The organism is Georgenia soli (assembly GCF_002563695.1).
In the GTDB taxonomy this organism is placed as follows: Bacteria; Actinomycetota; Actinomycetes; order Actinomycetales; family Actinomycetaceae; genus Georgenia; species Georgenia soli.
This window is the reverse complement of sequence record NZ_PDJI01000004.1, coordinates 2059781-2082215: the sequence shown is the minus strand read 5'-3', so window position 1 is coordinate 2082215 and position 22435 is coordinate 2059781. Positions and strand designations below refer to the sequence as shown.

18 protein-coding genes are annotated in these 22435 nt (G+C 72.6%); 12 read left to right on the top strand and 6 right to left on the bottom strand.

Features of this window, described 5'->3' with window-relative positions; translation table 11 throughout:
* The 7 genes from ATJ97_RS10675 to ATJ97_RS10645 are packed head-to-tail and all read left to right on the top strand — an operon-like array spanning position 1 to position 6424.
* A complete protein-coding gene (locus ATJ97_RS10675) occupies positions 1-1026 on the top strand; it encodes a zinc-binding dehydrogenase (RefSeq protein WP_098483726.1) in 1026 nt (341 codons plus the stop codon).
* Complete coding sequence (locus ATJ97_RS10670; protein WP_098485393.1) at positions 1023-1454, top strand: PaaI family thioesterase; 432 nt, start codon at positions 1023-1025, stop codon at positions 1452-1454. Before ATJ97_RS10675 ends, ATJ97_RS10670 begins: the two co-directional genes overlap by 4 nt.
* On the top strand, positions 1451-3013 hold the full coding sequence (locus ATJ97_RS10665; protein WP_098483725.1) for a class I adenylate-forming enzyme family protein: 1563 nt from the start codon (positions 1451-1453) through the stop codon (positions 3011-3013). The genes ATJ97_RS10670 and ATJ97_RS10665 overlap by 4 nt, the downstream gene beginning before the upstream one ends.
* A complete protein-coding gene (locus ATJ97_RS10660) occupies positions 3010-3849 on the top strand; it encodes an ABC transporter permease (RefSeq protein WP_098483724.1) in 840 nt (279 codons plus the stop codon). The genes ATJ97_RS10665 and ATJ97_RS10660 overlap by 4 nt, the downstream gene beginning before the upstream one ends.
* Complete coding sequence (locus tag ATJ97_RS10655) at positions 3846-4601, top strand: ABC transporter permease (protein WP_098483723.1); 756 nt, start codon at positions 3846-3848, stop codon at positions 4599-4601. Before ATJ97_RS10660 ends, ATJ97_RS10655 begins: the two co-directional genes overlap by 4 nt.
* 11 nt (positions 4602-4612) lie before the next feature.
* Positions 4613-5431: an ABC transporter ATP-binding protein gene (locus ATJ97_RS10650; RefSeq protein WP_098485392.1), complete on the top strand. Its 819-nt coding sequence runs from the start codon at positions 4613-4615 to the stop codon at positions 5429-5431.
* 12 nt (positions 5432-5443) lie between these two features.
* Positions 5444-6424 carry an ABC transporter substrate-binding protein gene (locus tag ATJ97_RS10645; RefSeq protein ID WP_098483722.1) on the top strand — a complete coding sequence of 327 codons (981 nt, stop codon included), beginning with the start codon at positions 5444-5446 and terminating at the stop codon, positions 6422-6424.
* A 105-nt stretch (positions 6425-6529) separates the two neighbouring features.
* Here ATJ97_RS10645 and ATJ97_RS10640 read toward each other — a convergent pair whose 3' ends face one another.
* Positions 6530-7273, bottom strand: coding sequence for an SDR family oxidoreductase (locus ATJ97_RS10640; RefSeq protein ID WP_098483721.1), 744 nt, complete (start codon positions 7271-7273; stop codon positions 6530-6532).
* 162 nt (positions 7274-7435) lie between these two features.
* Between ATJ97_RS10640 and ATJ97_RS10635 the strand changes: the two genes are divergently transcribed.
* Positions 7436-9085 (top strand): DHA2 family efflux MFS transporter permease subunit, encoded by a 1650-nt coding sequence (locus tag ATJ97_RS10635; RefSeq protein ID WP_098483720.1) that lies wholly within the window; start codon positions 7436-7438, stop codon positions 9083-9085.
* Here ATJ97_RS10635 and ATJ97_RS10630 read toward each other — a convergent pair.
* On the bottom strand, positions 9042-9869 hold the full coding sequence (locus ATJ97_RS10630; RefSeq protein ID WP_098483719.1) for a SprT-like domain-containing protein: 828 nt from the start codon (positions 9867-9869) through the stop codon (positions 9042-9044). The genes ATJ97_RS10635 and ATJ97_RS10630 overlap by 44 nt on opposite strands.
* Before the next feature lie 203 nt (positions 9870-10072).
* Positions 10073-10678, bottom strand: a complete 606-nt coding sequence (locus ATJ97_RS10625) for a hypothetical protein (RefSeq protein WP_098483718.1) — start codon at positions 10676-10678, stop codon at positions 10073-10075.
* 125 nt (positions 10679-10803) lie between these two features.
* On the opposite strand from ATJ97_RS10625, the gene ATJ97_RS10620 reads away from it, so the two are divergent.
* From ATJ97_RS10620 to ATJ97_RS10605, 4 genes are all read left to right on the top strand, one after another.
* Positions 10804-12174: an NAD(P)-binding domain-containing protein gene (locus ATJ97_RS10620; protein ID WP_245862380.1), complete on the top strand. Its 1371-nt coding sequence runs from the start codon at positions 10804-10806 to the stop codon at positions 12172-12174.
* A 40-nt stretch (positions 12175-12214) separates the two neighbouring features.
* The gene (locus ATJ97_RS10615; RefSeq protein WP_098485390.1) at positions 12215-13747 is read left to right on the top strand and encodes an aspartate-alanine antiporter-like transporter; all 1533 of its coding nucleotides are present in this window, start codon (positions 12215-12217) and stop codon (positions 13745-13747) included.
* 88 nt (positions 13748-13835) lie between these two features.
* The gene (locus tag ATJ97_RS10610; protein WP_098483717.1) at positions 13836-14600 is read left to right on the top strand and encodes an enoyl-CoA hydratase-related protein; all 765 of its coding nucleotides are present in this window, start codon (positions 13836-13838) and stop codon (positions 14598-14600) included.
* A gap of 153 nt (positions 14601-14753) precedes the next feature.
* Positions 14754-15593, top strand: coding sequence for an SDR family NAD(P)-dependent oxidoreductase (locus ATJ97_RS10605; protein WP_098483716.1), 840 nt, complete (start codon positions 14754-14756; stop codon positions 15591-15593).
* Between the two features lie 105 nt (positions 15594-15698).
* On the opposite strand, the gene ATJ97_RS10600 is transcribed toward ATJ97_RS10605, so the two are convergent.
* The 3 genes from ATJ97_RS10600 to ATJ97_RS10590 form a co-directional block, all read right to left on the bottom strand.
* Positions 15699-16289: a hypothetical protein gene (locus ATJ97_RS10600; protein WP_143426990.1), complete on the bottom strand. Its 591-nt coding sequence runs from the start codon at positions 16287-16289 to the stop codon at positions 15699-15701.
* Between the two features lie 203 nt (positions 16290-16492).
* Complete coding sequence (locus tag ATJ97_RS10595) at positions 16493-17401, bottom strand: hypothetical protein (RefSeq protein WP_098483714.1); 909 nt, start codon at positions 17399-17401, stop codon at positions 16493-16495.
* A 328-nt stretch (positions 17402-17729) separates the two neighbouring features.
* Positions 17730-22361, bottom strand: a complete 4632-nt coding sequence (locus ATJ97_RS10590; RefSeq protein WP_245862379.1) for a DUF3418 domain-containing protein — start codon at positions 22359-22361, stop codon at positions 17730-17732.
* Positions 22362-22435 lie beyond the last annotated feature (74 nt).

The following is a 22435-nucleotide window of genomic DNA, read 5'->3' as shown; positions in this document are numbered from 1 at the left end:
ATGAGCAAGACCATGCGAGCAGTCGTCCTGGACGCCCACGGCGACGTCGACGACCTCCGTCTCACCGACGACCACCCCTATCCCGCCCTCGAGCCGGGGCACGTCGTGGTCAGGGTGCGCGCCACCTCCCTGAACTACCACGACATCTTCACCGTCAAGGGGATGCCCGGGATCAGGATCCCGTTCCCGGTGGTGCCCGGGCTCGACGTCGTCGGAGAGATCGCGGAGCTGGCGGACGACGTCGAGGGCTGGGAGGTCGGCGACCGGGTCCTCGTCCACCCCCTGCGCGGCGCGGACCTCATGGGGGAGACCGTCGACGGCGGGCTGGCGCAGTACTCCCTCGTCGCCGCCGAGCAGCTCATCGCCCTGCCCGACAACGTCACCTTCCCGCAGGCCGCGGCCCTGCCGGTGGCCTACGGCACCGCCCACCGGATGATCGTCGACAAGCAGACGATCAAGGCCGGCGACAAGGTGCTCGTCCTCGGCGCCTCCGGCGGCGTCGGCACGGCCTCGGTGCTGCTGGCCAAGAAGCTGGGCGCCTACGTGGTGGCCGCCGTCGGCTCGCACGACAAGGGCGAGCGGATGCTCGAGATCGGCGCAGACGAGTACATCAACTACCGCGATACCGACTTCTACGAGTGGACCAAGGAGCACGTCGGCAAGCCCAGTCGCATCTCCGCGGACACGGGCTTCGACGTCATCGTCAACTACACCGGCGGCGACACCTGGAAGCCCACCCTCAAGAGCGTCAAGCTCGGCGGCAAGATCCTCGTCTGCGGCGCGACCGCCGGGTTCGACCCCAAGGAGGACCTGCGCTACATCTGGACCTTCGAGATCCAGGTCATCGGCTCGAACGGGTTCAGCGACCGGGACTTCCGCGCCCTTCTCGACGACGTCTCGGCCGGCCGGCTGGACCCCGTCATCGACGACGTCGTCCCGCTCGAGGGTGCCGTCGACGCCCTGCGCCGTGTCCGGGACCGCGGGGTCATCGGCAAGATCGTCATCGACCCGTGGGCGCAGGCATGAGCGGCGCTCGCACCCTGCCCACCGCCGCCGAGGTGGAGGAACAGATCCTCCGGAGCCCGTACCACCGCTGGCTCGGTCTGCGCGTGGTCGAGCTCGACGCCGACCGCATCGTCCTCGAGGCCACCGCCCGCGAGGAGTGGGCGAACGCCGACGGCGCGGACGTGGTCCACGGCGGGATCCTCGCCGGACTGCTGGACCTCGCCGCCGACTGGGCCCTCGTGGGCGCGCTCGGCACGGGCGTGCCCACCATCGACCTGACGGTGAACTACCTGCGCGCCGCCTCCCTGGGCACCCTGCGCATCACCGGCCGCGTCATCCGGCCCGGCCGCCAGGTCTCGGTCGCCGAGGCGGAGATCCACGACGCCGGAGGCCGCCTCATCGCCGTCGGCCGCGGCTCCTTCCTCTCCGCCGTGGTGGCCCCGCGATGAACCTGCCGTTCGCGAACCAGGGCGACGCCGTCGACCTGAGCCGCCCGGACCACGAGGCCATCGTGGAGGTCCGGGACGGCGCCACCCGGCGCGTCACCTACCGCGCGTTCGACGCGGCGGTCGAGGCGCTGGCCGACGACCTCGCCGGCTCCGACCTGCCGGCGGGGTCGAAGGTGGCGATCCTCGGCGCGAACGGCACGGACTGGCTGGTCGCCTTCTACGCCACCCTGCGCGCCGGGCACGTGGCCGTGCCGGTCAGCTACAAGCTGCCGCCCGACGGCCTCGCCTACGTCCTCGAGAACTCCGAGGCCGCTCTCGTGCTGGCCGATGACGTCGACCCGGTCCGTGCGGTCGCGGCGGCCGGCGTGGAGGTGCGACCGCTTCGCGGCCTGGCGGACCTGGGCCAGGCGGGCGGCGCCGCTGGCGGTCAGGGGGCCGCCGCGGCCCGGTCTGCCGCGACCGCCCGGTCCGCCCGGCCCGCCCGGCGCCCCCGCTCGCTCGACGACCCCGCGATGATCCTCTACACCTCCGGCTCCACCGGGTACCCCAAGGGTGTCGTCCTGTCCCAGCGCAGCCACCTGTGGGTGATGTCGGTGGCGCTCGAGCGCGGGATCGACCCGGCCGCACGGTTCGTCGTCGCCGCCCCGCTGTACCACATGAACGCGCTGTCGAACGTGCAGACCGCGCTCGCCGGCGGCGCCACCGTCATCCTGCTCGACCGGTTCGAGCCCCGCGCCTTCCTCACCGCCGTCGCCACCGAGCGCGGCACCCGGGTCACCGGCGTGCCGCCCATGTTCGCCATGATGCTCGCCGAGACAGACCTGACCACCACGCTCGACCTCACCTCGGTCGACGACATCTTCGTCGGGTCCGCGCCGGCCGGGGACGCCCTGCTCGAGAGCATCGAGCGGCTCTTCCCCAACGGTGCGCTGCACTTCGGGTACGGCACCACGGAGTCCGGCCCCGTCGCGTTCGGCGACCACCCCGACGGCCTCCCCACCCCGCGCGGGTCCGTCGGCGCCGCGTCGCCGGCCGTGGACCTGCGACTGGTCGACGACGCCGGCCGGCCCCAGGAACGGCGCGGCGTGCTGGAGATCCGCTGCCCGGCGCTGCTGACCGGGTACTACCGGCGCCCGGACGTGCCCACGCCGGTCACGCCGGACGGGTTCTACCACACCCGTGACGTGTTCGAGATGGACGAGAACGGGTTCTACTTCTTCGCCGGCCGCGAGGACGACATGTTCTCCTCCGGCGGGGAGAACGTGTACCCGCGCGCCGTGGAGCAGGTGCTGGAGTCCTACCCGGGCGTGCTGCACGCGGCCGTCGTGCCGGTGCCCGACGACGTCAAGGGGGCCAAGCCCGTGGCGTTCGTCGTGCCGGTGCCGGGGCAGGAGGTCACCGAGGCCGAGCTGCGCCGGCACGTGCTGAGCCAGCTCGAGCCCTACGCCCACCCCCGCCGCGTCTTCTTCGTCGACGAGCTGCCCCTCGCGGCCACCAACAAGGTTGACCGGCACGTTCTCGAGGAGCGGGCCGCCCGTCTCCTCCGGAGCGGCGGATGAGCGCGGCGACGCAGGCCGACGGCGCCCGGTCCGCCGTCGGGAGGGGGCGCCCCGCCCGGCGGTCCGGCAGGTTCGCCGGGCCCTGGCTGCCGCTCGGCGTCGTCCTCGGCTTCCTGGTGCTCGTCCAGCTCCTCTCCGTCACGGGCGTGCTCCCGCGCGCCGACTTCCCGCCCCCCACCGAGGTGGCGGCCGCGCTCGGGCAGCTCCTGACCACCCCGGCCCTGTGGACGGACGTCGCCCAGACGCTCGGCGGGTGGGCCGTCTCCCTGGTGATCGCCGTCGTCCTCGGAACGGCGCTCGGCGTGGTCCTCGGCCGCGTCCGCGTGGTGCAGGCGCTGTTCACCCCCGTCATCGAGTTTCTCCGGCCGATCCCGTCGATCGCGCTCATCCCGCTGGTCATCCTCACCATCGGGGGCGGCAAGCCGGGCGAGATCTTTCTCGCGGCCTACGCCGCGGTCTGGCAGATGCTGGTCGCGGCGATCTACGCCGTCGGCTCGGTCGACCCGGTGGCAGCGGAGACCGCCCGTGCGTTCAGCTTCTCCCGGCGCGACACCCTGCGCTGGCTCACCCTGCCCTCGATGCTGCCCGGACTGGTGACCGGGGTGCGCATCGCCTCGGCGACGGCCCTCATCATCGTCATCACCTCGGAGATCCTCATCGGTGTCCCCGGCCTCGGGTCGGGCCTCAACCTCGCCCGCAACGCCGCCGCCGTGGACCGCATGTACGCCTACATCGTGGTCATCGGCCTGGTCGGGTACGGGCTCAACGCCGCCATCCGCGCCGTGGAGCGCCGGGTCATCGGCTGGCACCCGTCCGTCCGGAAGGAGGGCCGATGAGACTGACCGCGCTGAAGGTGCTCGGCGCCGTGCTGGCCGTCGCCCTGTGGTGGGTGACCTCCTCGGCGTCCACGAACCCGTACTACCCGCCCCTGCCCAGGGTGCTGGAGTCTGTGCAGTCCTACTGGATCACCGGACCGGGCCAGGAGGACTTCGCGTCGAGCATGAAGAACCTCGGTGCCGGCCTCGGCCTGGCGATCGTGCTGGGGATCGCGGTCGGGCTCGTTGTGGGACAGAACCGGGTGCTCGACCGGGCGCTCTCGCCGTCCTTCGAGTTCGTCCGGGCCATCCCCGCCACCGCGCTGCTGCCCTTCGCGATGCTCATCTTCGGCCTCGGCACCGGGATGAAGGTCTTCATCATCGCCCTCGGGTGCTTCTTCCCGATCCTCCTCAACGTCATCGACGGCTGCCGCGGGCTCTCGCCGACCCTGCACGACACCACCCGCAGCTTCGGCATCAACGGGTGGTTCCGGCAGGTGTTCGTCGTCGTCCCGGCCGTGGCGGCGCGGGCGGCCGCGGGCATCCGGATCGCCATCCCGCTCGGCCTGATCCTCGTGGTGACCTCCGAGATGACGGGCTCGAACCAGGGCATCGGCTACGTCCTCAACAACGCCCAGAACTCCTTCAACCTCGTGGCCGTCTGGTCCGCGGTGCTCATCCTGGGCACCCTCGGCGTCGTGCTGAACCTCGTGTTCGGCGCGATCGAGCGGCGCGGCCTGAGGTGGTACTTCGACCAGCAGGCCCGCACATGACCGGAGACACGATGCTACGAGTCACCCAGCTGTCCAAGACGTACGGGGAGGGCAGGAACGCCTTCCAGGCGCTCGCGGACATCACCGTCGAGATCGGCCGCAACGAGTTCTTCACCATCGTGGGGCCCTCCGGCGCGGGCAAGACGACGTTGCTGCGCTGCCTGGCCGGGCTGCAGCCGCCCACCTCGGGGACGGTGGAGTTCGAGGGGCGCGTCGTCGACGGGGTGCCGCGCGAGTTCGCCGTCGTCCTGCAGGACTACTCGCGCTCGCTCTTCCCGTGGTTCACCGTCGAGCGCAACGTCGCCCTGCCGCTGCGCGCCGCCGGCGTGCCCGCGGCCGAGGCGCGCACCCGCGTGGCCGAGGCGCTCGAGCAGGTGGGCCTGACAGCCGCCGCCCGCAAGCACCCGTGGCAGCTCTCCGGCGGCATGCAGCAGCGCGTCGCCATCGCCCGCGCGATCGCCTACCGTCCGGCCGTGCTGATCATGGACGAGCCGTTCGCCTCCGTCGACGCCCAGACCCGCGCCGACCTCGAGGACCTGCTGCTGCAGATCCGCAACGAGTCCGACATGACCCTCGTCTTCGTCACGCACGACGTGGACGAGGCCGTGTACCTGTCCGACCGCGTCGCGGTCATCTCGAAGTCGCCGAGCCGTATCACCACGATCGTCGACATCGACCTCCCGCCCGAGCGCGACCAGCTCTCCACCAAGGAGCTGCCGCGCTTCAGCGCCCTGCGCTCGCAGGTCTTCGCCGAGATCCGCGACCTCGTCCGCGCGCCCGTCGCCGGCGCGGGCACGACCGACCAGCACCAGCCCGAGTACACGATCTGAGAGAGCACCACCATGAACCGCAGGTCCCGCACGTCCCTCGCCGCGGCGCTCGCCGCGGCAGCCTCGCTCGCCCTGGCCGCCTGCTCCGGCGGGTCCGCGCCGCAGCAGAACGAGGAGGGGCTCACCGAGCTCACCGTCATGCAGATCCCGACCATGGACGCCGGCCCGCTGCACCTCGCCGTGGAGGAGGGCTTCTTCGAGGACCACGGGCTCGACGTCGAGGTGAAGATCGCCGAGGCCGGCTCCGCCATCGTGCCGTCGGTGGTCAACCAGGAGAGCCCGATCGGTTACGCCAACGTCGTGTCCGACCTGCAGGCCATCGACCAGGGCCTGGACATCAAGCTGGTCTCCAACTGCTGCGGCACCGGCTCCGACCCGGAGAAGGACACCTCCCGCATCTACGTCCTTCCCGACGGCGACATCCAGTCCGTCGACGACCTCGCCGGCGCCAACATCGCCGTGAACTCGGTCAACAACCTCGGCGACCTCACCATCAAGGCCGCGTTGGAGAAGGAGGGCGTGGACGTCTCCGGGCTCGAGTTCACCCCCATGCCGTACTCGGACATGCCGGCCGCCCTGGAGCGCGGCGATGTCGACGCCATCTGGTCCGTCGAGCCGCACAAGTCCATCTCGGACAGCCGCGGCTTCAAGCCGCTGATCTCGAACTTCGTGGAGCCCTTCCCGGACACCATGCTCGGGTACTACATCACCTCGGGCGCGTTCGCCGAGGCCAACCCCGAGGTCGTCGCGAACTTCCAGGCCGCGATGGACGAGGCGAACCAGTTCGCCACCGACAACCCCGACCGGGTGCGCGAGATCATCTCCGAGAAGCTCGAGCTCGACCCCGAACTCGTCGCGAAGACCAACCTGGCCGTCTACCCGCCCGGGCTGGACGAGGAGAGCGTGCACACCTTCGCCAAGGCCGCCGTGCAGCACGGAATGATCAGCAAGGAGCCGAACTACGACGAGATCTTCGTGCGTCCCGAGGGCTGATCGCTCGCGTTGACGTGCACGGCGGGCGGTCCTTCGGGGCCGCCCGCCTCGTGGTTCCACGCTGCGGGCCGGGAGTTCTCGGGGGCAGCGAGGGGAACGCCGCGGTCAGCCCCGCGGGCCCGGCGTGATTGTCAGGTCGGTGACCTCGGCGTCGGCGGGCGCGGTCAGCGCGTGGCGCACGGCGGCAGCGACCGAGGCCGCGCTCATCGCTGTCGTCGGATCGAACTCGGCGCCGCGCTTGGCGGCGATGTCCCGCTGCATGCCCGTGTCCGTGCGGCCAGGGAAGACCGAGGTCACGCCGACCCCGTGAGGGCGCTCCTCGACCCGCAACGTGTCCGCGTACGCGCGCAGCGCGGCCTTGGACGCAGAGTAGGCGCCCCAGCCGGCGAACGTCTGCAGCGCTGCTGTGGAGTTCACGAACACCACCCTGCCGCGGCGGCGCCGCAGCCCGGGCAGCAGCTGGCGTGTCAGCTCGACCGGTCCGTTCAGGTTCACGGCCAGGACCGACGCGAGGAACTCGGGCTCGAGGTCCGCGGCGGAGGCGGTGCCCTCCACGCCGGCACAGTGGACCACGCCGTCGAGGTCGGGGAGCTCGCTGCACGCGCCCGCGAGGGAGGTGATGTCCGCCAGGTCCAGCAACAGTCCGGTCGCCGCGGCGCCCGGGGTTTCCGTGCGCACACTCTCGACGACGGCGGCGACGTCCTCGGCCCGGCGGCCCACCACGACCACCTCGAAGTCCGGGGCCAGTGCCACGGCGACGGCCCGTCCGATCCCGCGGGTCGCTCCGGTCACGAGCACCCGCCGCCCTCGGGACGTGCTCTCGCTGCCGCAGGTTCCGGCGTCGTCCATCTCTCGGCTCTCCTTCGCTCGCGCAGGGGACCGGTCCGGCCCGTTCTTCCCGGCGAGACCCTACCGACGGGTGACCGGCCACGGAGCCGCGTCGATCCCCGGCAAGGAGAGCGTCGGGGTCGACTAACGTTGCGCCGTCGGGCACCGGCCCTAGGAGTTGCCATGGCTCAGCGCATCCCCCCGAGCACGTCCAGGCCCGACCGGTTCGTCCGGTTCCGGTGGTGGGGTCTGCTCGCGATCAGCCTCGGCGTCGCCCTCATCATCATGGACTCGACGATCGTCTCGGTCGCGGTGCCCTCGATCGTCGCGGACCTGGGGATCTCCAGCACCGAGATCCAGTGGGTGCAGGAGGTCTACACGCTGATCTTCGCGGCGCTCCTGCTGACGTGGGGACGCGTCGCGGACCGCTTCGGCAGGCGCCGGATCATGCTCACCGGCGTCACGCTCTTCCTCCTCGCCAGCGTGCTGTGCGCGGTGGCGGGCAGCGGTGCCGTGCTCATCACCGGGCGCGCGCTCCAGGGGCTCGGCGGGTCCATGATCCTGCCCACCTCGCTCGCGCTCCTCAACGCAAACTTCCACGGGCGCGAGCGTGCCATCGCATTCGCGGTGTGGGGCTCGACGATCGGCGCCATGGCCGCGATCGGTCCGCTCGCCGGCGGATGGCTCATCGAGAACGCCAGCTGGCGGTGGGCCTTCGGCATCAACATCCCCGTCGGCGTGCTGATCGTCGCGGGCCTGCTCCTGTTCGTCGCCGAGTCGAGGGAGACGGCGACCGGGGCGCTGCAGCGGCTCGACCTCAGGGGCGCGCTGCTGTCCGTCGTCGGGTTCGGTGCACTCGTGTTCGGCCTGATCGAGGGGCGCAACTACGGCTGGTGGGCGGCTGAGCCCACGGCACCGTTCACCGTCGGCGGCCTCTCGCCCGTGCCGTTCGCCTTCGTCGTCGCGTTCGTCGCCCTCACGAGCTTCGTGCTGTGGGAACGGGCTCGTGGGCGGGCCGGCAAGGGAGTTGTCCTCGACCTCACCCTGTTTCGCATCCGCTCGTTCGCGAACGGCAACGTCACCGCGCTCATCGTGAGCTTCGGCGAGTTCGGCCTCATCCTGTCGCTGCCGCTGTGGTTCCAGAACGTGCTCGGCTACACGGCGTTCGAGGCCGGGCTGGCCCTTCTGCCGCTCGCCGTCGGCGCCTTCCTGGCCAGCGGGGCGGTGGCGGGGCTCTCCCGCAGGCTGTCGCCGATCCGGGTCGTGCGCGTCGGGCTGTTGCTCGAGATCCTGGCGATCTCCTCCCTCGCGCTGCTCATCCGACCTGACAGCACGGCATGGCTGACGTCCCCGGTGCTCTTCGTCTACGGGATGGGGGTGGGGCTCGCTACCGCGCAGCTGACGAGCGTCGTGCTCGCGGAGGTGCCGGTGGAACGCAGCGGTCAAGGCTCGGCGACGCAGAGCACCGCGCGGCAGACCGGTTCCGCGCTCGGCATCGCCGTGCTCGGCACGGCGTTCTTCAGCACCCTCAAGCTCGGCACGGAGGACCGGCTCGCGGCCGAGGTCGCCGCGAACCCGGCGGTCCAGCCGCTCGTCGACTCGGTCAACGCGACGTCGGGCGGCGTGATCGCCCGGCTCGCCGCCGACCCGCAGACGGCGTTCGTGGCCGACGCCGCCCGCGCGGCGATGACGGACGGGGCCTCGCTCGCGGCCTGGATCGCCGCGGGGGCGCTCGTCGTCGGGCTGCTCTCGAGCCTGCGGATCGGCGCGACACCGCAGGAGCCACCGGTCAGCGCGGGGGCACCGGCTCGACATAGGCGAAGGGCACGGTGAGGCGGTCCTCGCCGCGGCGTACGTGGTAGCGGGTCCGGGCGCTCTTGAGGATGGTGACCCTGCTGCCGAAGTACTTCCCCGGGGCGGTGATGCGGACGACCGTGCCCGGCGTGAGGCGACCTCGGGCCGCCAGGTCGCGGGCAGGGTCGCGCTCGGGGGCGAGCGTGCCACCGCGGGCCGCCGCGTCCGACGCCGCGCTGGCTGCGGCGCGCCCGGCGGCACCGAAGGCGTCCGGCAGTCCCGGGATCGGCAGGCCGGCCCGGTCGCCGCCGCGACGGCTGCGGGCACCGAGGAGGCGTGAGAGCTCGCGCTCGTACTGCGGGCCCGGGGAGGTGGCCCGGCCGTGGAACGTCCAGGTCAGCAGGTAGTCGGGGTTGAACCGTCGGTCGCACCGGGTGCAGCTGGCGGGCCGTGCGGGGCGGCGGTGCCGGTCGTACGTGTGACCGTGCGGGCAGGTCCCGCGCCACGGCGCGGGCGCCCGCGGCGCGTCGGCGTCGACGAGCCGGGATCCGGAGCACCCGATCGCCAGGGCCTTGGCCCGCCAGACGCGGTCGTGCCCGTGCTTCGGGCCGACGAGGGCGTGCGCGATCTCGTGCAGGATCGTGTCCCGGACGTGCTCCTCCGAGTACAGCGCCATGAGGTGGCGGGAGACGGAGATGGTGCGGGTGTCGAACTTGCACGCACCGGCCCGGCGCTTCGCGTTGTCGAACGCGAACCGCCACGACGTCAGGCCGTGGAGCGCGAGGAGCTCCACCCCGAGAGCGCGCACCGCCCGCAGCTCCATGCACGTGCTCCTTCCCCGACTCCCCGGCTCCCTGACTCCCCGGACCGACTGCCGCCGCTGTCCAGCCGGTCTGCTGACCGGACGTCATCGAGACTACGGGGCGCCGCCGACACCGGGCGTCGCCGGTGTGGAACGCCTTGGTCGGGCCCGCCGGGCTGTGGACGACCGGAGTGGGACGCCGGTGTGGGACGCGGGCGCCGCAGTCACTCCTCGGGCTCGGCGGGCCGGTCGGTGCGCCGCTTGAAGTACGTCCAGGGGAACGAGACGTCCCCGGCCACCTCCCAGCCGTCGTCGACCATGCGCCGCAGCCGGGCGCCGGTGCTCCAGACCGTGCGCCGGTGCTCCCACTGCCACGGGGACTTCTCCACCAGGTGGTGCAGCGTCCCGGAGCTGACGACGTGCCAGCCGTGGCGCCCCGCCTCCTCGAGCGCGGCCATCTCGGTGAAGGCCGTGACCGGGGTGATCACCCGACGGGACGCCCTCGCCGACCCCGCGTCACCACCCGCCCCTTCCACGGGGCGTGGCGCGGCGAACCGCTGCTGGGCGGCCTGGCGGCTCACGCCGAGGACCTGACCGATCGCCTCCCAGCTGTGGCCGGCCGACCGGGCGCCGTCGACGGCCGAGCGCAGCAGGGCCGCCGTCTGGTCTGCCGCCTCCCGGGCCGAGGCGACCAGCAGCAGGTGCGCCGCAGGGTCGCTCTCGAGCGCGTCGGGGAGCCCGTCGTGCGCGGTGAGCACCGCGGTGGTCACCGCCTCGCGGATGTGGCTGGCGGCCTCGTCCGTCAGGCTCGGTGCAGCTGGTTCAGCCATCGCTCGCTCCCTTCATGTCAAGAACCCCTTGACGTGGTGTCAACGTACCATTGACACAGCCGTGCCGTGGCCGATGCCACGGCGCCGTCCGGAAGCCTTTGTCGTCGGCCCGCGTTGTCACGGACATGACCACCTCTCCGCTCTCGATGCCGCATGCCGGCCTCGAGGCGGCGCGCGCTCGTCCCGACGAGACAGGCGGCCCCGCCTGCGAGGCTGTCCCGGTCGACCTCGTCGTGATCGGCGCGGGGCAGGCCGGACTCTCGGCGGGCTACCACCTTCGCCGTCGCGGGTTCGTCCCGGCGCTCGGCGCGGAGGAGGAAACGACTTCTCGCGGAGAAGATGACGTCTCGCGCCCGGAGGGGGTGGGCGCGGAGGACATGACCTCTCGCGCGGGAGATGACGTCTCGCGCTCACACGGGGCGGGGACGTACGTCATCCTCGACGCCGAGGACGGACCCGGCGGGGCCTGGCGTCACCGCTGGCGCTCCCTGCGCATGGCGACCGTCAACAACATCTACGACCTGCCTGGGATGGCCCAGCCCGAGGTTGACCCGCAGGCGCCCAGCGTCGACGTCCTGCCCGCCTACTTCGCCGACTACGAGCGCACCCTCCACCTCGGCGTCCTCCGCCCGGTGAAGGTCCGCGAGGTCCGTCGTGCCAACGACGACCCCTACGGCCGCCTGCTCGTCGCCTCTGACGCGGGCACGTTCGCCGCCCGAGCCGTCATCAACGCGACCGGCACCTGGACGAAGCCGTTCTGGCCCTACTACCCCGGCCAGGAGAGCTTCCGCGGCCGCCAGCTCCACGTGGCCGACTACGTCAGCGCGCAGGAGTTCGCCGGCCGGCACGTGGTGGTCGTCGGCGGCGGCATCTCCGCAGTCCAGCTGCTCGAGGAGATCTCCCACGTGGCGAAGACGACGTGGGTCACCCGCCGCGAACCCGTCTGGCGGGACGAGGACTTCGACCCCGAGGCCGGACGCCGGGCGGTCGCCCTCGTCGAGGAGCGCGTCCGGCAGGGGCTGCCACCGCTGAGCGTCGTCTCCGTCACCGGACTGATCTGGCGGCCCGAGCTCCGCGCGGCCGCCGAGCGCGGAGTGCTCGACCGGCACCCCATGTTCACCCGCATCGAGCCCGACGGCGTCCGCATGGCCGACGGCTCCTTCCAGCCGGCCGACGTCATCCTCTGGGCCACCGGCTTCCGCGCCGCGCTGGACCACCTGCGCCCGCTGCACCTGCGCGGCCGCGGCGGCGGCATCACCATGGACGGCACCCAGGTGGCCGACGAGCCGCGCCTGCACCTCATCGGGTACGGGCCGTCGTCGTCCACGGTCGGCGCGAACCGCGCCGGCCGAGAGGCGGTCACGCGCATCCTCACGCACCTGCGCTCCGGGGACGACGGCGGCTCCGCCGTCGGGCCCGACGCCGCCGGCGCGAGCCAGGGTGACGGACGGAACGCGAGGGCGCGGACGCTCGTCGGCGCCGGGGTGGAACGCTAGAACCGTGCTCGACGTCCTCGCCTCCTCCTCCCTCCTGACGATGATGCTCGTCGTCGCCCTCGGGACCCTCGTCGGCATGATCCCTTTCGGGCCGGTGCGCTTCGGCCCGGCCGGCGCGCTGTTCGTCGGGCTCGCCGTCGGTGCGATGGACCCGCGCCTGGGGGAGGGGCTCGGGCTCGTGCAGTCCCTGGGCCTCGCCCTGTTCGTCTACACGGTCGGGCTGGCCGCGGGCTCCGGGTTCTTCCGTGACCTGCGCAGTCAGCTGCCGCTCATGGGGGGCTCCGTGGTCGTCCTGGCGGTGGTCGCTGTCGTCACGATGCTGCTCGGTGGTGCCCTGGGGCTCCCCCCTGCCCTGAAGGCCGGCACCTTCGCCGGCTCGCTCACCTCCACCCCGGCGCTCGCGGCGGCGACGGCGCAGGCCGGGAGCGAGGAGCCCGCCGTCGGGTACTCGCTCGCCTACCCCGTCGGCGTGGTCGTGACGATCCTGGTGGTCGCCGTCGTCCTCGCGCGCCCCTGGCAGACCCGCCGCGACCCGGACCCGGTGGCCGGCGTGGGGCTGATCGACATCAGCGTGGAGGTCGAGAACCCGACCCGGCTCCTGGACATCCCGGGGATCGCCGACCGGCAGGTGCGCCTGTCCTACCTCGAGCGCGAGGGCGAGACCCGCGTCGTCGCCTCCGACGAGGAGCTGCGGGCAGGGGACCGGGTGGTGGTCGTCGGGCCCGAGCACGCCGTGCGGCGCGCGCGTCAGCACCTCGGCCGCCGGGTGAGCGAGCACCTCGCGCACGACCGCAGCGAGGTCGACTACCGGCGGTTCATCGTCTCCAACCGTGCCGTGGCCGGCCGGACCGTCGGCGATCTCGACGTGCCCGAGCGGTTCCACGGTGTCGTCACCCGGGTCAAGCGGGGCGACCTCGACCTCCTCGCGCACGAGGACCTGGTGCTCGAGCTCGGCGACCGCGTCCGCGTGGTCTACCCGCGAGGGCAGGTGCACGGGCTGAAGGAGCTCTTCGGGGACTCGCAGCGGCGCGTCAGCGAGATCGACGCCCTCTCGCTCGGGATCGGGCTGGCGCTCGGCCTGCTGGTGGGCCTGGTGACGCTGCCGCTGCCCGGCGGGGTCACGTTCGCGTTGGGTTCCGCGGCCGGTCCGCTGGTGGTCGGGATGATCCTCGGCCGGCTCGAGCGCACCGGCCCGCTGGTGTGGGGCCTGCCCGGCCCGGCGAACCTCACCATCCGCCAGCTGGGGCTGCTGCTCTTCCTCGGTGCCACCGGGCTCGCGTCCGGCCAGGCGTTCGCGGCGTCGGCGTTCAGCCTGACCGGGTTGAAGATCGTGGCGCTCGCGGTGGTGGTCGTCGCGGTGGCGGCGCTCGCGTTCGTCGGGCTCGCCAGGCTGGTCGGGACGTCGGCGCCTCGCGCGGCCGGCGGGCTGGCCGGGTTCGTCGGGCAGCCGGCGATCCTCGCCTACGCCAACGGCCGCACCGTGGACGAGCGAATCGACGCCGGCTACGCGGCCCTGTTCGCACTGGGGATCATCGCCAAGATCGTGCTCGTGCAGGTGGTCGGGGCGGCGTAGGGCCGCTGCGGCGTCGCTGGCGCCCGGTCCGGCCCGGTGCCGGCGCTACGCTGGCCGCGTCTCGCCGTCGTCGACGAAGGAGTCCTGGGTGAGCGACCACGTGCTGGTGGAGCAGGCCGACGGTGTGCTCACGCTGACGCTCAACCGGCCCGAGAAGAAGAACGCGCTGAGCGCGGCGATGTACGCATCGCTGGGTGCCGCGGTCGCCCGGGCCGACGACGACGACGCCGTCCGGTGCATCCTGCTGCGCGCGGCCGGGGACAGCTTCTGCGCGGGCAACGACCTGGCGGACTTCGTGGCCGTCGGTGGTGCCGAGAGTGACGGGGCCGCGGCACCCGCCGCCGTGGCGGCGTTCTCCTTCCTCCGGGTGCTCGCCACCGCGCGCACCCCGATCGTCGCCGCGGTGCAGGGGCGGGCGGTCGGGATCGGGCTGACCATGCTGCTGCACTGCGACCTCGTCCACCTGGCCGAGGACGCGCTCCTCTCCGCCCCGTTCGTCGACCTCGGCCTGGTGCCCGAGGCGGCGTCCACGCTCACGCTGCCTGCGCGCATCGGGCACGTGCGGGCGTTCTCGATGTTCGTGCTCGGGGAGACGGTGAGCGCGGAGGAGGCACATGCCTGGGGCCTCGCGAACACCGTGGTCTCGGTTGACGAGCTCGATGCCTTCGCGCGCGCGTCCGCGGCACAGGTGGCCGCCCGCGCTCCCGGTGCGGTGGCGATCACCAAGGCGCTCATGCGCGACGCCGACGCGCTCGCGGAGCGGGTCGACGTGGAAGGGCGTCACTTCCTCGAGCGGCTGCGCTCGCCGGAGGCGCAGCAGGCGTTCGAGCAGCTGCTGCGGCGGCGGCGCTAACCCGGCGAGGCTCACAGCGAGCCCGTCTGCGGCCGCGACCTCGACCTCGGCCGGTGCGCAGTCGTCGAAGACCTAGGTCCCCGAGCGCCGCCGCCGACTGCCCATAACTTAGGAGGCGGACACGGTCGTCCACCTCGCTACCAGGGAGCAGTCATGGAGATCGCTGAGAAGGTCTTCGTCGTCACCGGCGGCGGCAACGGCATCGGCCGGGAGGTCGTGCTCGCGCTGCTCGCCCGCGGGGCCCGTGTGGCGGCCGTCGACGTCGGCGCCCAGGCGCTCGCGGACACCGCCGCGCTCGTGCCCACCGCCGACCAGCGGCTCTCCACCCACACGGTCGACGTCACGGACAGGGCCGCCGTCGAGGCGCTGTCCGCCGCTGTGATCGCCGCGCACCGGCAGGTGGACGGCGTCGTCAGTGTCGCCGGGATCATCCAGCGGTTCGTCCGCGTCGAGGACCTGCCGTACGAGGAGATCGAGAAGGTCATGGCGGTGAACTTCTGGGGCGTGGTGAACATGTCCAAGGCGTTCCTGCCGCACCTGACCGCCCGGCCGGAGGCGTGCCTGGTCAACGTCTCGAGCATGGGCGCGCTGGCGCCGGTGCCGGGTCAGTCGGCCTACGGGGCCAGCAAGGCGGCGGTCAAGCTCTTCACCGAGGGGCTGTACGCCGAGCTGCGCGGCACGCCGGTGGCCGTGACGGTCGTCTTCCCCGGCGGTGTCGCGACCGACATTGCGGCCAACTCCGGCGCCATGGTTCCTGGCCAGAACGCCTCGGCGGAGAACTCGTCGGTGTCGCTGACGACGGCGCCCGAGGCCGCCCGCCAGATCCTCGCGGGCATCGAGAAGGGTGCCTTCCGCGTGGTGATCGGCAGGGACGCCCGCATGATCGACCTCTTGTCCCGGCTCGCGCCCCGCAGGGCCGTGAACCTCATCGCCGACAAGATGAAGTCTCTGCTGGCACCGACGCCGGAAGCTGAGAAGGCGGACTCGCGTTAGTCCGGCGGAGCTTGTTGGGCCTCCGGATGAACCTCCCGAAGCTCGTCGTTGACGCCAGGCTCAGCAAGGGGAGCGCGCGTGGCCGTCTGGGTGTCTGCCGGTGTGTCAGCCGAAGACGATGGTGACCCGGGTGAGCGGCTCCTGCGTGGCGACGTAGGCGTCGGCGACAGCCTTGGCCTCGTCCATGGTGTCGAAGAAGGTCTGCATGTCGGCGTAGGTGCCCCAGTACGACGTCACCTTGCCTGCTTCGGCGTCCTCAGGGGTGCGGTGCCCGGTGGCGGGGTAGACCGCGACGATCTTGCGGCCGGTCTCCTCGACCTTGCCCTCGGTGTAGGCGATGAATGCCTGGCTGCTCTCCGCCGTCAGTGCCCCGCCCGTGACCTGGTTACCGCCGGCGACGACGTCGTCGATGACGACCTGGGGCAGCTCCTCGGCGTCAGCGATGGCCACCTGGGAGCCATCGATCATGGTGTAGGCGCGGAAGCCTTCCGCCAGGCCGACGACCTGCTCGGCGGTGATCGTGTCGCCGCTGGCGAGCGGCTTCTCCGCCGTCTCCTCGGCGACCGGCTCGGACGTCTCGGGTGCTGGTGCGGCGGCCGTCGGCGCCGCCGTGGCGGCCGGCTCGGCCTCCGCGGAGCAGGCGCTCAGGCCCGTGAGGGCAATCGATGCGGCGGCGAGCATGGGGAGGACCTTCACGGTGAGGCTCCTAGGTAGGGGGACAGCTCGCTGCATGGCATGCGTAGTGAGCCCGGAACATTGTCGACGTCCTCTGACCGTTTCCCATGTGAGTCGGGCGTCCCATGTTCTGGGGAGCGACGGGCGGCACGCGCCGCCCGGGACATGACACGGCCGCACCGACCAGAAGCCGGTGCGGCCGTGCCGCGGTACGAGAGGGGTGCTTACTCGTTCACCGCCACCTCGACGTTGACGTCCACGGAGGTCGTGGCCTCGGGGTTGGGGACGGCGGCCGGGTCGGTGGCGTCGGGCTCCTCGGTCACCGGGGCGTCAGCCACCGGGTCCTCGTCGGTCGGGGCCTCGATTACCGGCTCCTCAACGGGCGGCTCGACGGCCACAGGGGCGTCGTCCACCGGTGCCTCGTTCACCGGCGGGACGATCTCGTCCGCAGGCTCCTCGGCGACCGGCTCGTCAGCCTCGGGCTCCTCGGCGGGAATCTCGTCGACCGGGGCCTCAGCCTCCGGCTCCTCGGTCACCGGGGGGGTGTCCTCGTCGGCCGGCTCCTCGGCGGGAATCTGGTCCGTGGGCTCCTCGCCCTCGGGCTCGTCCGCCGGAACCTCGTCGGCCGGAATCTCGTCGACCGGGGCCTCAGCCTCCGGCTCCTCGGTCACCGGGGGAGTGTCCTCGTCGGCCGGCTCCTCGGCGGGAATCTCGTCCGTGGGCTCCTCGCCCTCGGGCTCGTCCGCCGGGACCTCGTCGGCCGGAATCTCGTCGACCGGGGCCTCAGCCTCCGGCTCCTCGGTCGCCGGGGCGTCGCCGGCATAGGGATGGTCGTGGTTGAGGTGGCCCAGGCCGTGGGACATCAGGTGCCCCAGGCCGATCCTGTGGCCGAGCTTGAGGCCGTCGGTGCGGTCCTCATCCGTGAGCTCGTGCTTCAGGTGCCCCAGGGCGAGTCCCCGGGCGTGGCCACGCTTGCCGTGGTCGTCCTCGGCGCTCCGGTCGAAAAAGGCGCTCTGACGGATCTCGCCGCTGGGCTTGGCGTCGTGGACCGGGTGCGCGATGGCACCGGAGGCACCACCGACGAGGCCCAGGGCGGACAGGCTGGAAACGAGCCAGATCTTCTTGCTGTTCAAGGGAACTCCCTCTCTCAGACGTGGCCGGCCACGGTGACCGGCGGGCGCCAACGTACGGACGTCTCGAGGGCGGCGAAAGTCGAAACACTCCACGTACGTCCGAAACCCGCCCGGTGTTGCGGGTCGCTCGGCGTGTCGCTCTTCGGGCCGTTTTGCCAGCCCTTCACCAGCCGGTTTCCAGGACTTCACCGTCCCGTCCGGGCGGGTCCGTTCCCGGCTTCTTCCGTGCTCACTGGCCGGCAATGCGAGGCCACTCCAACGTGGTTGGCGGGGTGATCCAACACGCCGAGGCCAGGGGTGGACAGGCGCAGGGTTCGCGCCCTCGACGTCACACCTGCGCCAGCGCCTTGCGGATCCGCTTCTCGGAGACCTTCACCGGGGTGCCGAGCTGCTGGGCGAAGAAGCTGACGCGCAGCTCCTCGATGAGCCAGCGCACCTCCTCCAGGGTGGCGTCGCGGGCCGGATCGGGCGCCAGCCGCTCCGAGGCGTCGACGGCGGATTCGTACGCGTCCTCCAGCTCACCGATCGTCCACGCGAGGTTCGCGTCCTGGTGCACGTTCTGCTGCGCCCGCTCGATCCGGCGCTGCGCGGCCCGCAGGTAGCGCGGCAGGTGCACCAGGCGCTCGGGCGGAGTCGCGGAGATGAACCCCGGACGCACGAGCTTCGCCACCTGGTCGCGCACCTCGGTGAGGGTGTTGAGCAGGAACATCGACGTCGCGCCCTTGATCGTCGCCTCAAGCTCGCGGTGCGCGTCGAGGGTGGCGACGACCTGGCGGATCAGCTGGTGCACCCGCTCCTCCAGGTGCGTGCGAACGTGGGCGACCAGCTCGCCGTACGCCGCGGCGTCCCGGACCTGTCGTCCGCCCTGGCTCGCGGTCCACTCGTCCACCAGCGCCCCGACGGCGGCCAGCTGCACGTCCGCGACCAGCGCCTCCGTGCTCGGGTACGGGCTGGCGGCGAGCGTCAGCGCCTCCTTCCCGGTCCACCGGGTCGTGACCCGCTGGGCGTTCATGGCGGTCTCGATCAGCACGAGCCGGCGCAGGCCGATGCGGTGCGCGCGGACCTGCGCGGCGGCGTCGGCCAGGACGCGCAGCGCCACGGTGGGCCCCGTCTTCGCCCCCCGCGCCGGCCGCTCCTCGACCAGCGCCGGGTACCCGCGCACCACGAGCCCGTGCGCCCCGGTCGACTCCACCTGGCGGGGGATCTTCCCGCCCGGGACGTCCGGCCAGGTGGTGAGGTTCTCCTGCTCCGGCAGCATCGCCGTCGGGCCGGCCCCAAAGGCACGGCCGTTCCCGGGCTCGGCGACGGCCCCCGCCGGGCCGGCCGGGGCACCGCTCCCGCCCGCGGCACCGGTAACGGGTCCCGCGGCCCGACCCGAGCGCGCCTGGGCCTCCTCGAGCGCGATCCGCACCGCCCCGCGCACGGCGGAGCTGACGGCCCGCTGCGTCTGCGGGGCGAGCTCGCGCTGCAGCGCCACGAGGTTCTTGCCCTCGGACAGCACGGCGCCGCGCTCGGAGAGCACCCGGAACGTCATCCGCAGATGGTCGGGCAGCTTCTCGTCGTCCCAGGCGTCCTCGGGGATCTCGACGTCGCGCAGGGTGCGCACCGCCGTCGCGAAGGCCTCGTGGTACGACGGCGCTCCCGGCGCCGCGGGGGCCACCGAGGCCCAGTCCGGCAGCAGCTGGACCACCTGGGCGGCGACGTCGGGGGCCGGGACGAGCTGCACGCGGATCTTCTTCGGCAGCGCCCGGATCGTGGCGGTGGCCAGCTCGAGGGCGAGGCCCGGGACCATCCAATCGAACCCGTCGGGCCGCAGCCGTCCGAGCACCTCCACCGGGACGTGCACGGTGACGCCGTCGGAGTAGCTGCCCGGCTCGAACTGGTAGGTCAGCGGCAACGTGAGGTCGCCCTGGCGCCAGGTGTCCGGAAAGTCGGTGGCCGAGACCGCTCCGGCGTCGGGGACGAGCAGGTCGAGGGTGAAGGTGAGCAGCTCGGGGTCCTCGCGGCTCGCCTTCTTCCACCAGGAGTCGAAGTGGCGCGCGGAGACGACGTGGTCCGGGATGCGCTCGTCGTAGAAGTCGAACAGGCCGTCCTCGTCGAGCACGAGCCCACGACGGCGCGCCCGGTTCTCGAACTCCCCGGCCTCGGCGAGCAGCTCACGGTTGCGCGCGTAGAACTTGTGGTGCGTGCGCCACTCGCCGCCCACCAGCGCGTGCCGGATGAACATCTCCCGGGCCAGCTCGCGGGCGGTGACGTCGCCCATCGGGAGGTCGCCGAGCCGGCCGAGCAGCACGTTCCGGTCGGCCACGAGGGTCATGCCGTAGAGCAGGACCTTCTCCTTGACCATGGCCGCGCCCTGCTTGGTGGACCAGTACGGCTCGGAGTAGGAGCGCTTGACCAGGTGCCCGGCCAGCGGCTCGACCCACTCCGGCTGGATCCGCGCCACGGTGCGGGCGAACAGCCGGGAGGTCTCGACCAGCTCGGCAGCCATGACCCAGGCCGGGGTCTTCTTCACCAGTCCGGACCCGGGCCAGATCACGAAGCGGGTCCCGCGCGCGCCGGCGTACTCGCGGCGCCGCTCGTCGTAGGAGCCGAGGTTGGACAGCAGGCCGACCAGCAGCGACTGGTGCAGCGCGTCCGCGCTCACGGCGTCGGAGGACCGGCCGACGGCGACCACCGCCCGGGCCGTGTCCGGCCGGCCGTCCTGGGTCTTCTCCGCCGTCGCCGCGATCTCGCCCTCGTGGGGCAGGGCGATCGGCTTGAGCGTCAGCCCGAGCGGCTTGGCCAGCTGGCGCAGCTGGGCGACGACGTCCTGCCACTCGCGGACGCGCAGGTAGTTGAGGAACTCGGAGCGGCACAGGCGGCGGAAGGCCGAGCCGGAGAGGTCGCGCTGCTGGGTGCGCAGGTAGCGCCAGAGGTTGAGGTAGGCGAGGAAGTCCGAGGTGGGGTCGGTGAAGCGGCGGTGCTTCTCGTCGGCGGCCTGCTGGTGCTCGGCCGGGCGCTCGCGCACGTCCTGCACGCTCAGTGCCGCCACGATGACCATGACCTCGGCGGCGCAGCCGTTCTTCTGCGCCTCGAGCAGCATCCGGCCCAGGCGCGGGTCGATCGGCAGCTGGGCGAGCTGGCGGCCGACGTCGGTGAGCCGCTTCCGCGGGTCGGTGGCGGCCGGGTCGAGGGCACCGATCTCGTGCAGGAGCTGCACGCCGTCGCGCACGGCGCGGGTGTCGGGCGGGTCGACGAACGGGAACTTCGCGACGTCGCCCAGGCCGAGCGCCGCCATCTGCAGGATCACGGAGGCGAGGGAGGTGCGCAGGATCTCCGGCTCGGTGAACTCCGGCCGTGAGGCGAAGTCGGACTCCGAGTACAGGCGGATCGCGATGCCGTCCGCCACGCGCCCGCACCGGCCGGAGCGCTGGTTGGCGCTGGCCTGGGAGATCGGCTCGATCGGCAGGCGCTGAACCTTGGTGCGGCTGGAGTACCGCGAGATGCGCGCCGTGCCCGGGTCGATCACGTACCGGATGCCCGGCACCGTCAGCGACGTCTCCGCCACGTTCGTCGCCAGCACGATGCGCCGGGTGGTGTGGTGCTCGAAGACGCGGTGCTGCTCCGCCGAGGAGAGGCGGGCGTACAGCGGGACGATCTCGACGGCGTCGGGCCGGAGCCCGGACCCCTTCGCCGTGCCGGGGGCGAGGTAGCGGGGGCCGAGGTGCTCGGCGAGGGCGACGTGGGTGTCCCGGATCTCCCGCTCGCCGGACAGGAACACCAGGATGTCGCCCGGGCCCTCGGCCATGAGCTCGTCCGCGGCCATCGTGATGCCGGTGACCTGGTCGATCGGTTCCTCGCGGGGGCCGCCGGCTCGGCCGCCGACCACGCCCTTGCTGCCCGTTCTCGGGGCCGAACGGGCACTTTGGGCGTTCTCGTCGTCGCCGCTGTCGGGGGAGTCGTCGGACTCCTCGTCCGCGTCGGGGACGAGGGGCCGGTACCGGAGCTCGACCGGGTACGTGCGGCCGGACACCTCCACCACCGGCGCCGGTCGGACCAGCTCGCCGTCCGGGCGGTCGCCCTCGCGCACCCCGAAGTGCGCGGCGAAGCGCTCGGAGTCGATCGTGGCCGAGGTGATGATGAGCTTGAGGTCCGGCCGCCTGGGCAGCAGCTGGGCGAGGTAGCCCAGCAGGAAGTCGATGTTCAGGCTCCGCTCGTGGGCCTCGTCGACGATGATCGTGTCGTAGCGGCGCAGCAGGGGGTCCTGCTGGATCTCCGCGAGCAGGATGCCGTCGGTCATGAGCTTCACGAGCGTCGTGGCCGAGACCTGGTCGGTGAAGCGCACCTGGTAGCCGACGGCCCCACCTAGCTCCACGCCGAGCTCCTCGGCGATGCGCTCGGCCACCGTGCGGGCGGCGATCCGGCGCGGCTGCGTGTGACCGATCGTTCCCGTGATCCCGCGGCCGAGCTCGAGGCAGATCTTGGGGATCTGCGTGGTCTTCCCCGAACCGGTCTCGCCGGCCACGATCACCACCTGGTGGTCGCGGATGGCCTCGGCGATCTCCTCGCGCCGCGCCGAGACGGGCAGCTGCTCGGGGTAGGTGATCTTCGGGAGGGCGGCGCGGCGGGTCGCCAGCTGCTCCTCGGTGTAGGGGCGGAAGCCGCCGCGACGACGGCCGCGCGGGCGGTCGGTGTCCCGGTTGTCGTCGCGTCGGTCGGGGCTGCCGTCGCCGCTGTCACGCTGCGGGGGGCGGCCGCGCTCGCCGTCGGGCTGCTGTCCACGCTCAGGCGCCGGCCGGCCGCGGCCTCCGCGGCGGCGGGGACGTCGTCGCGCACCGTCACCGCGGGCGCCGTCGCCGCGGGTGCCGTCATCGCTGCGCTCGTCCGTGCGTCGGCGGTCATCACCCGGGGCGTCACCGGTCGGCAGGGGCGACGACGCTGCCTGCGCCGCCGTCGACTCGTCCCGGTTCGTGCTCACGATCTCCCATTGTCGCCGATACGACCCGCGGCTTCGTCCCGGGGCTGATGGCACCGCCTGACCGCGCGTCCGAA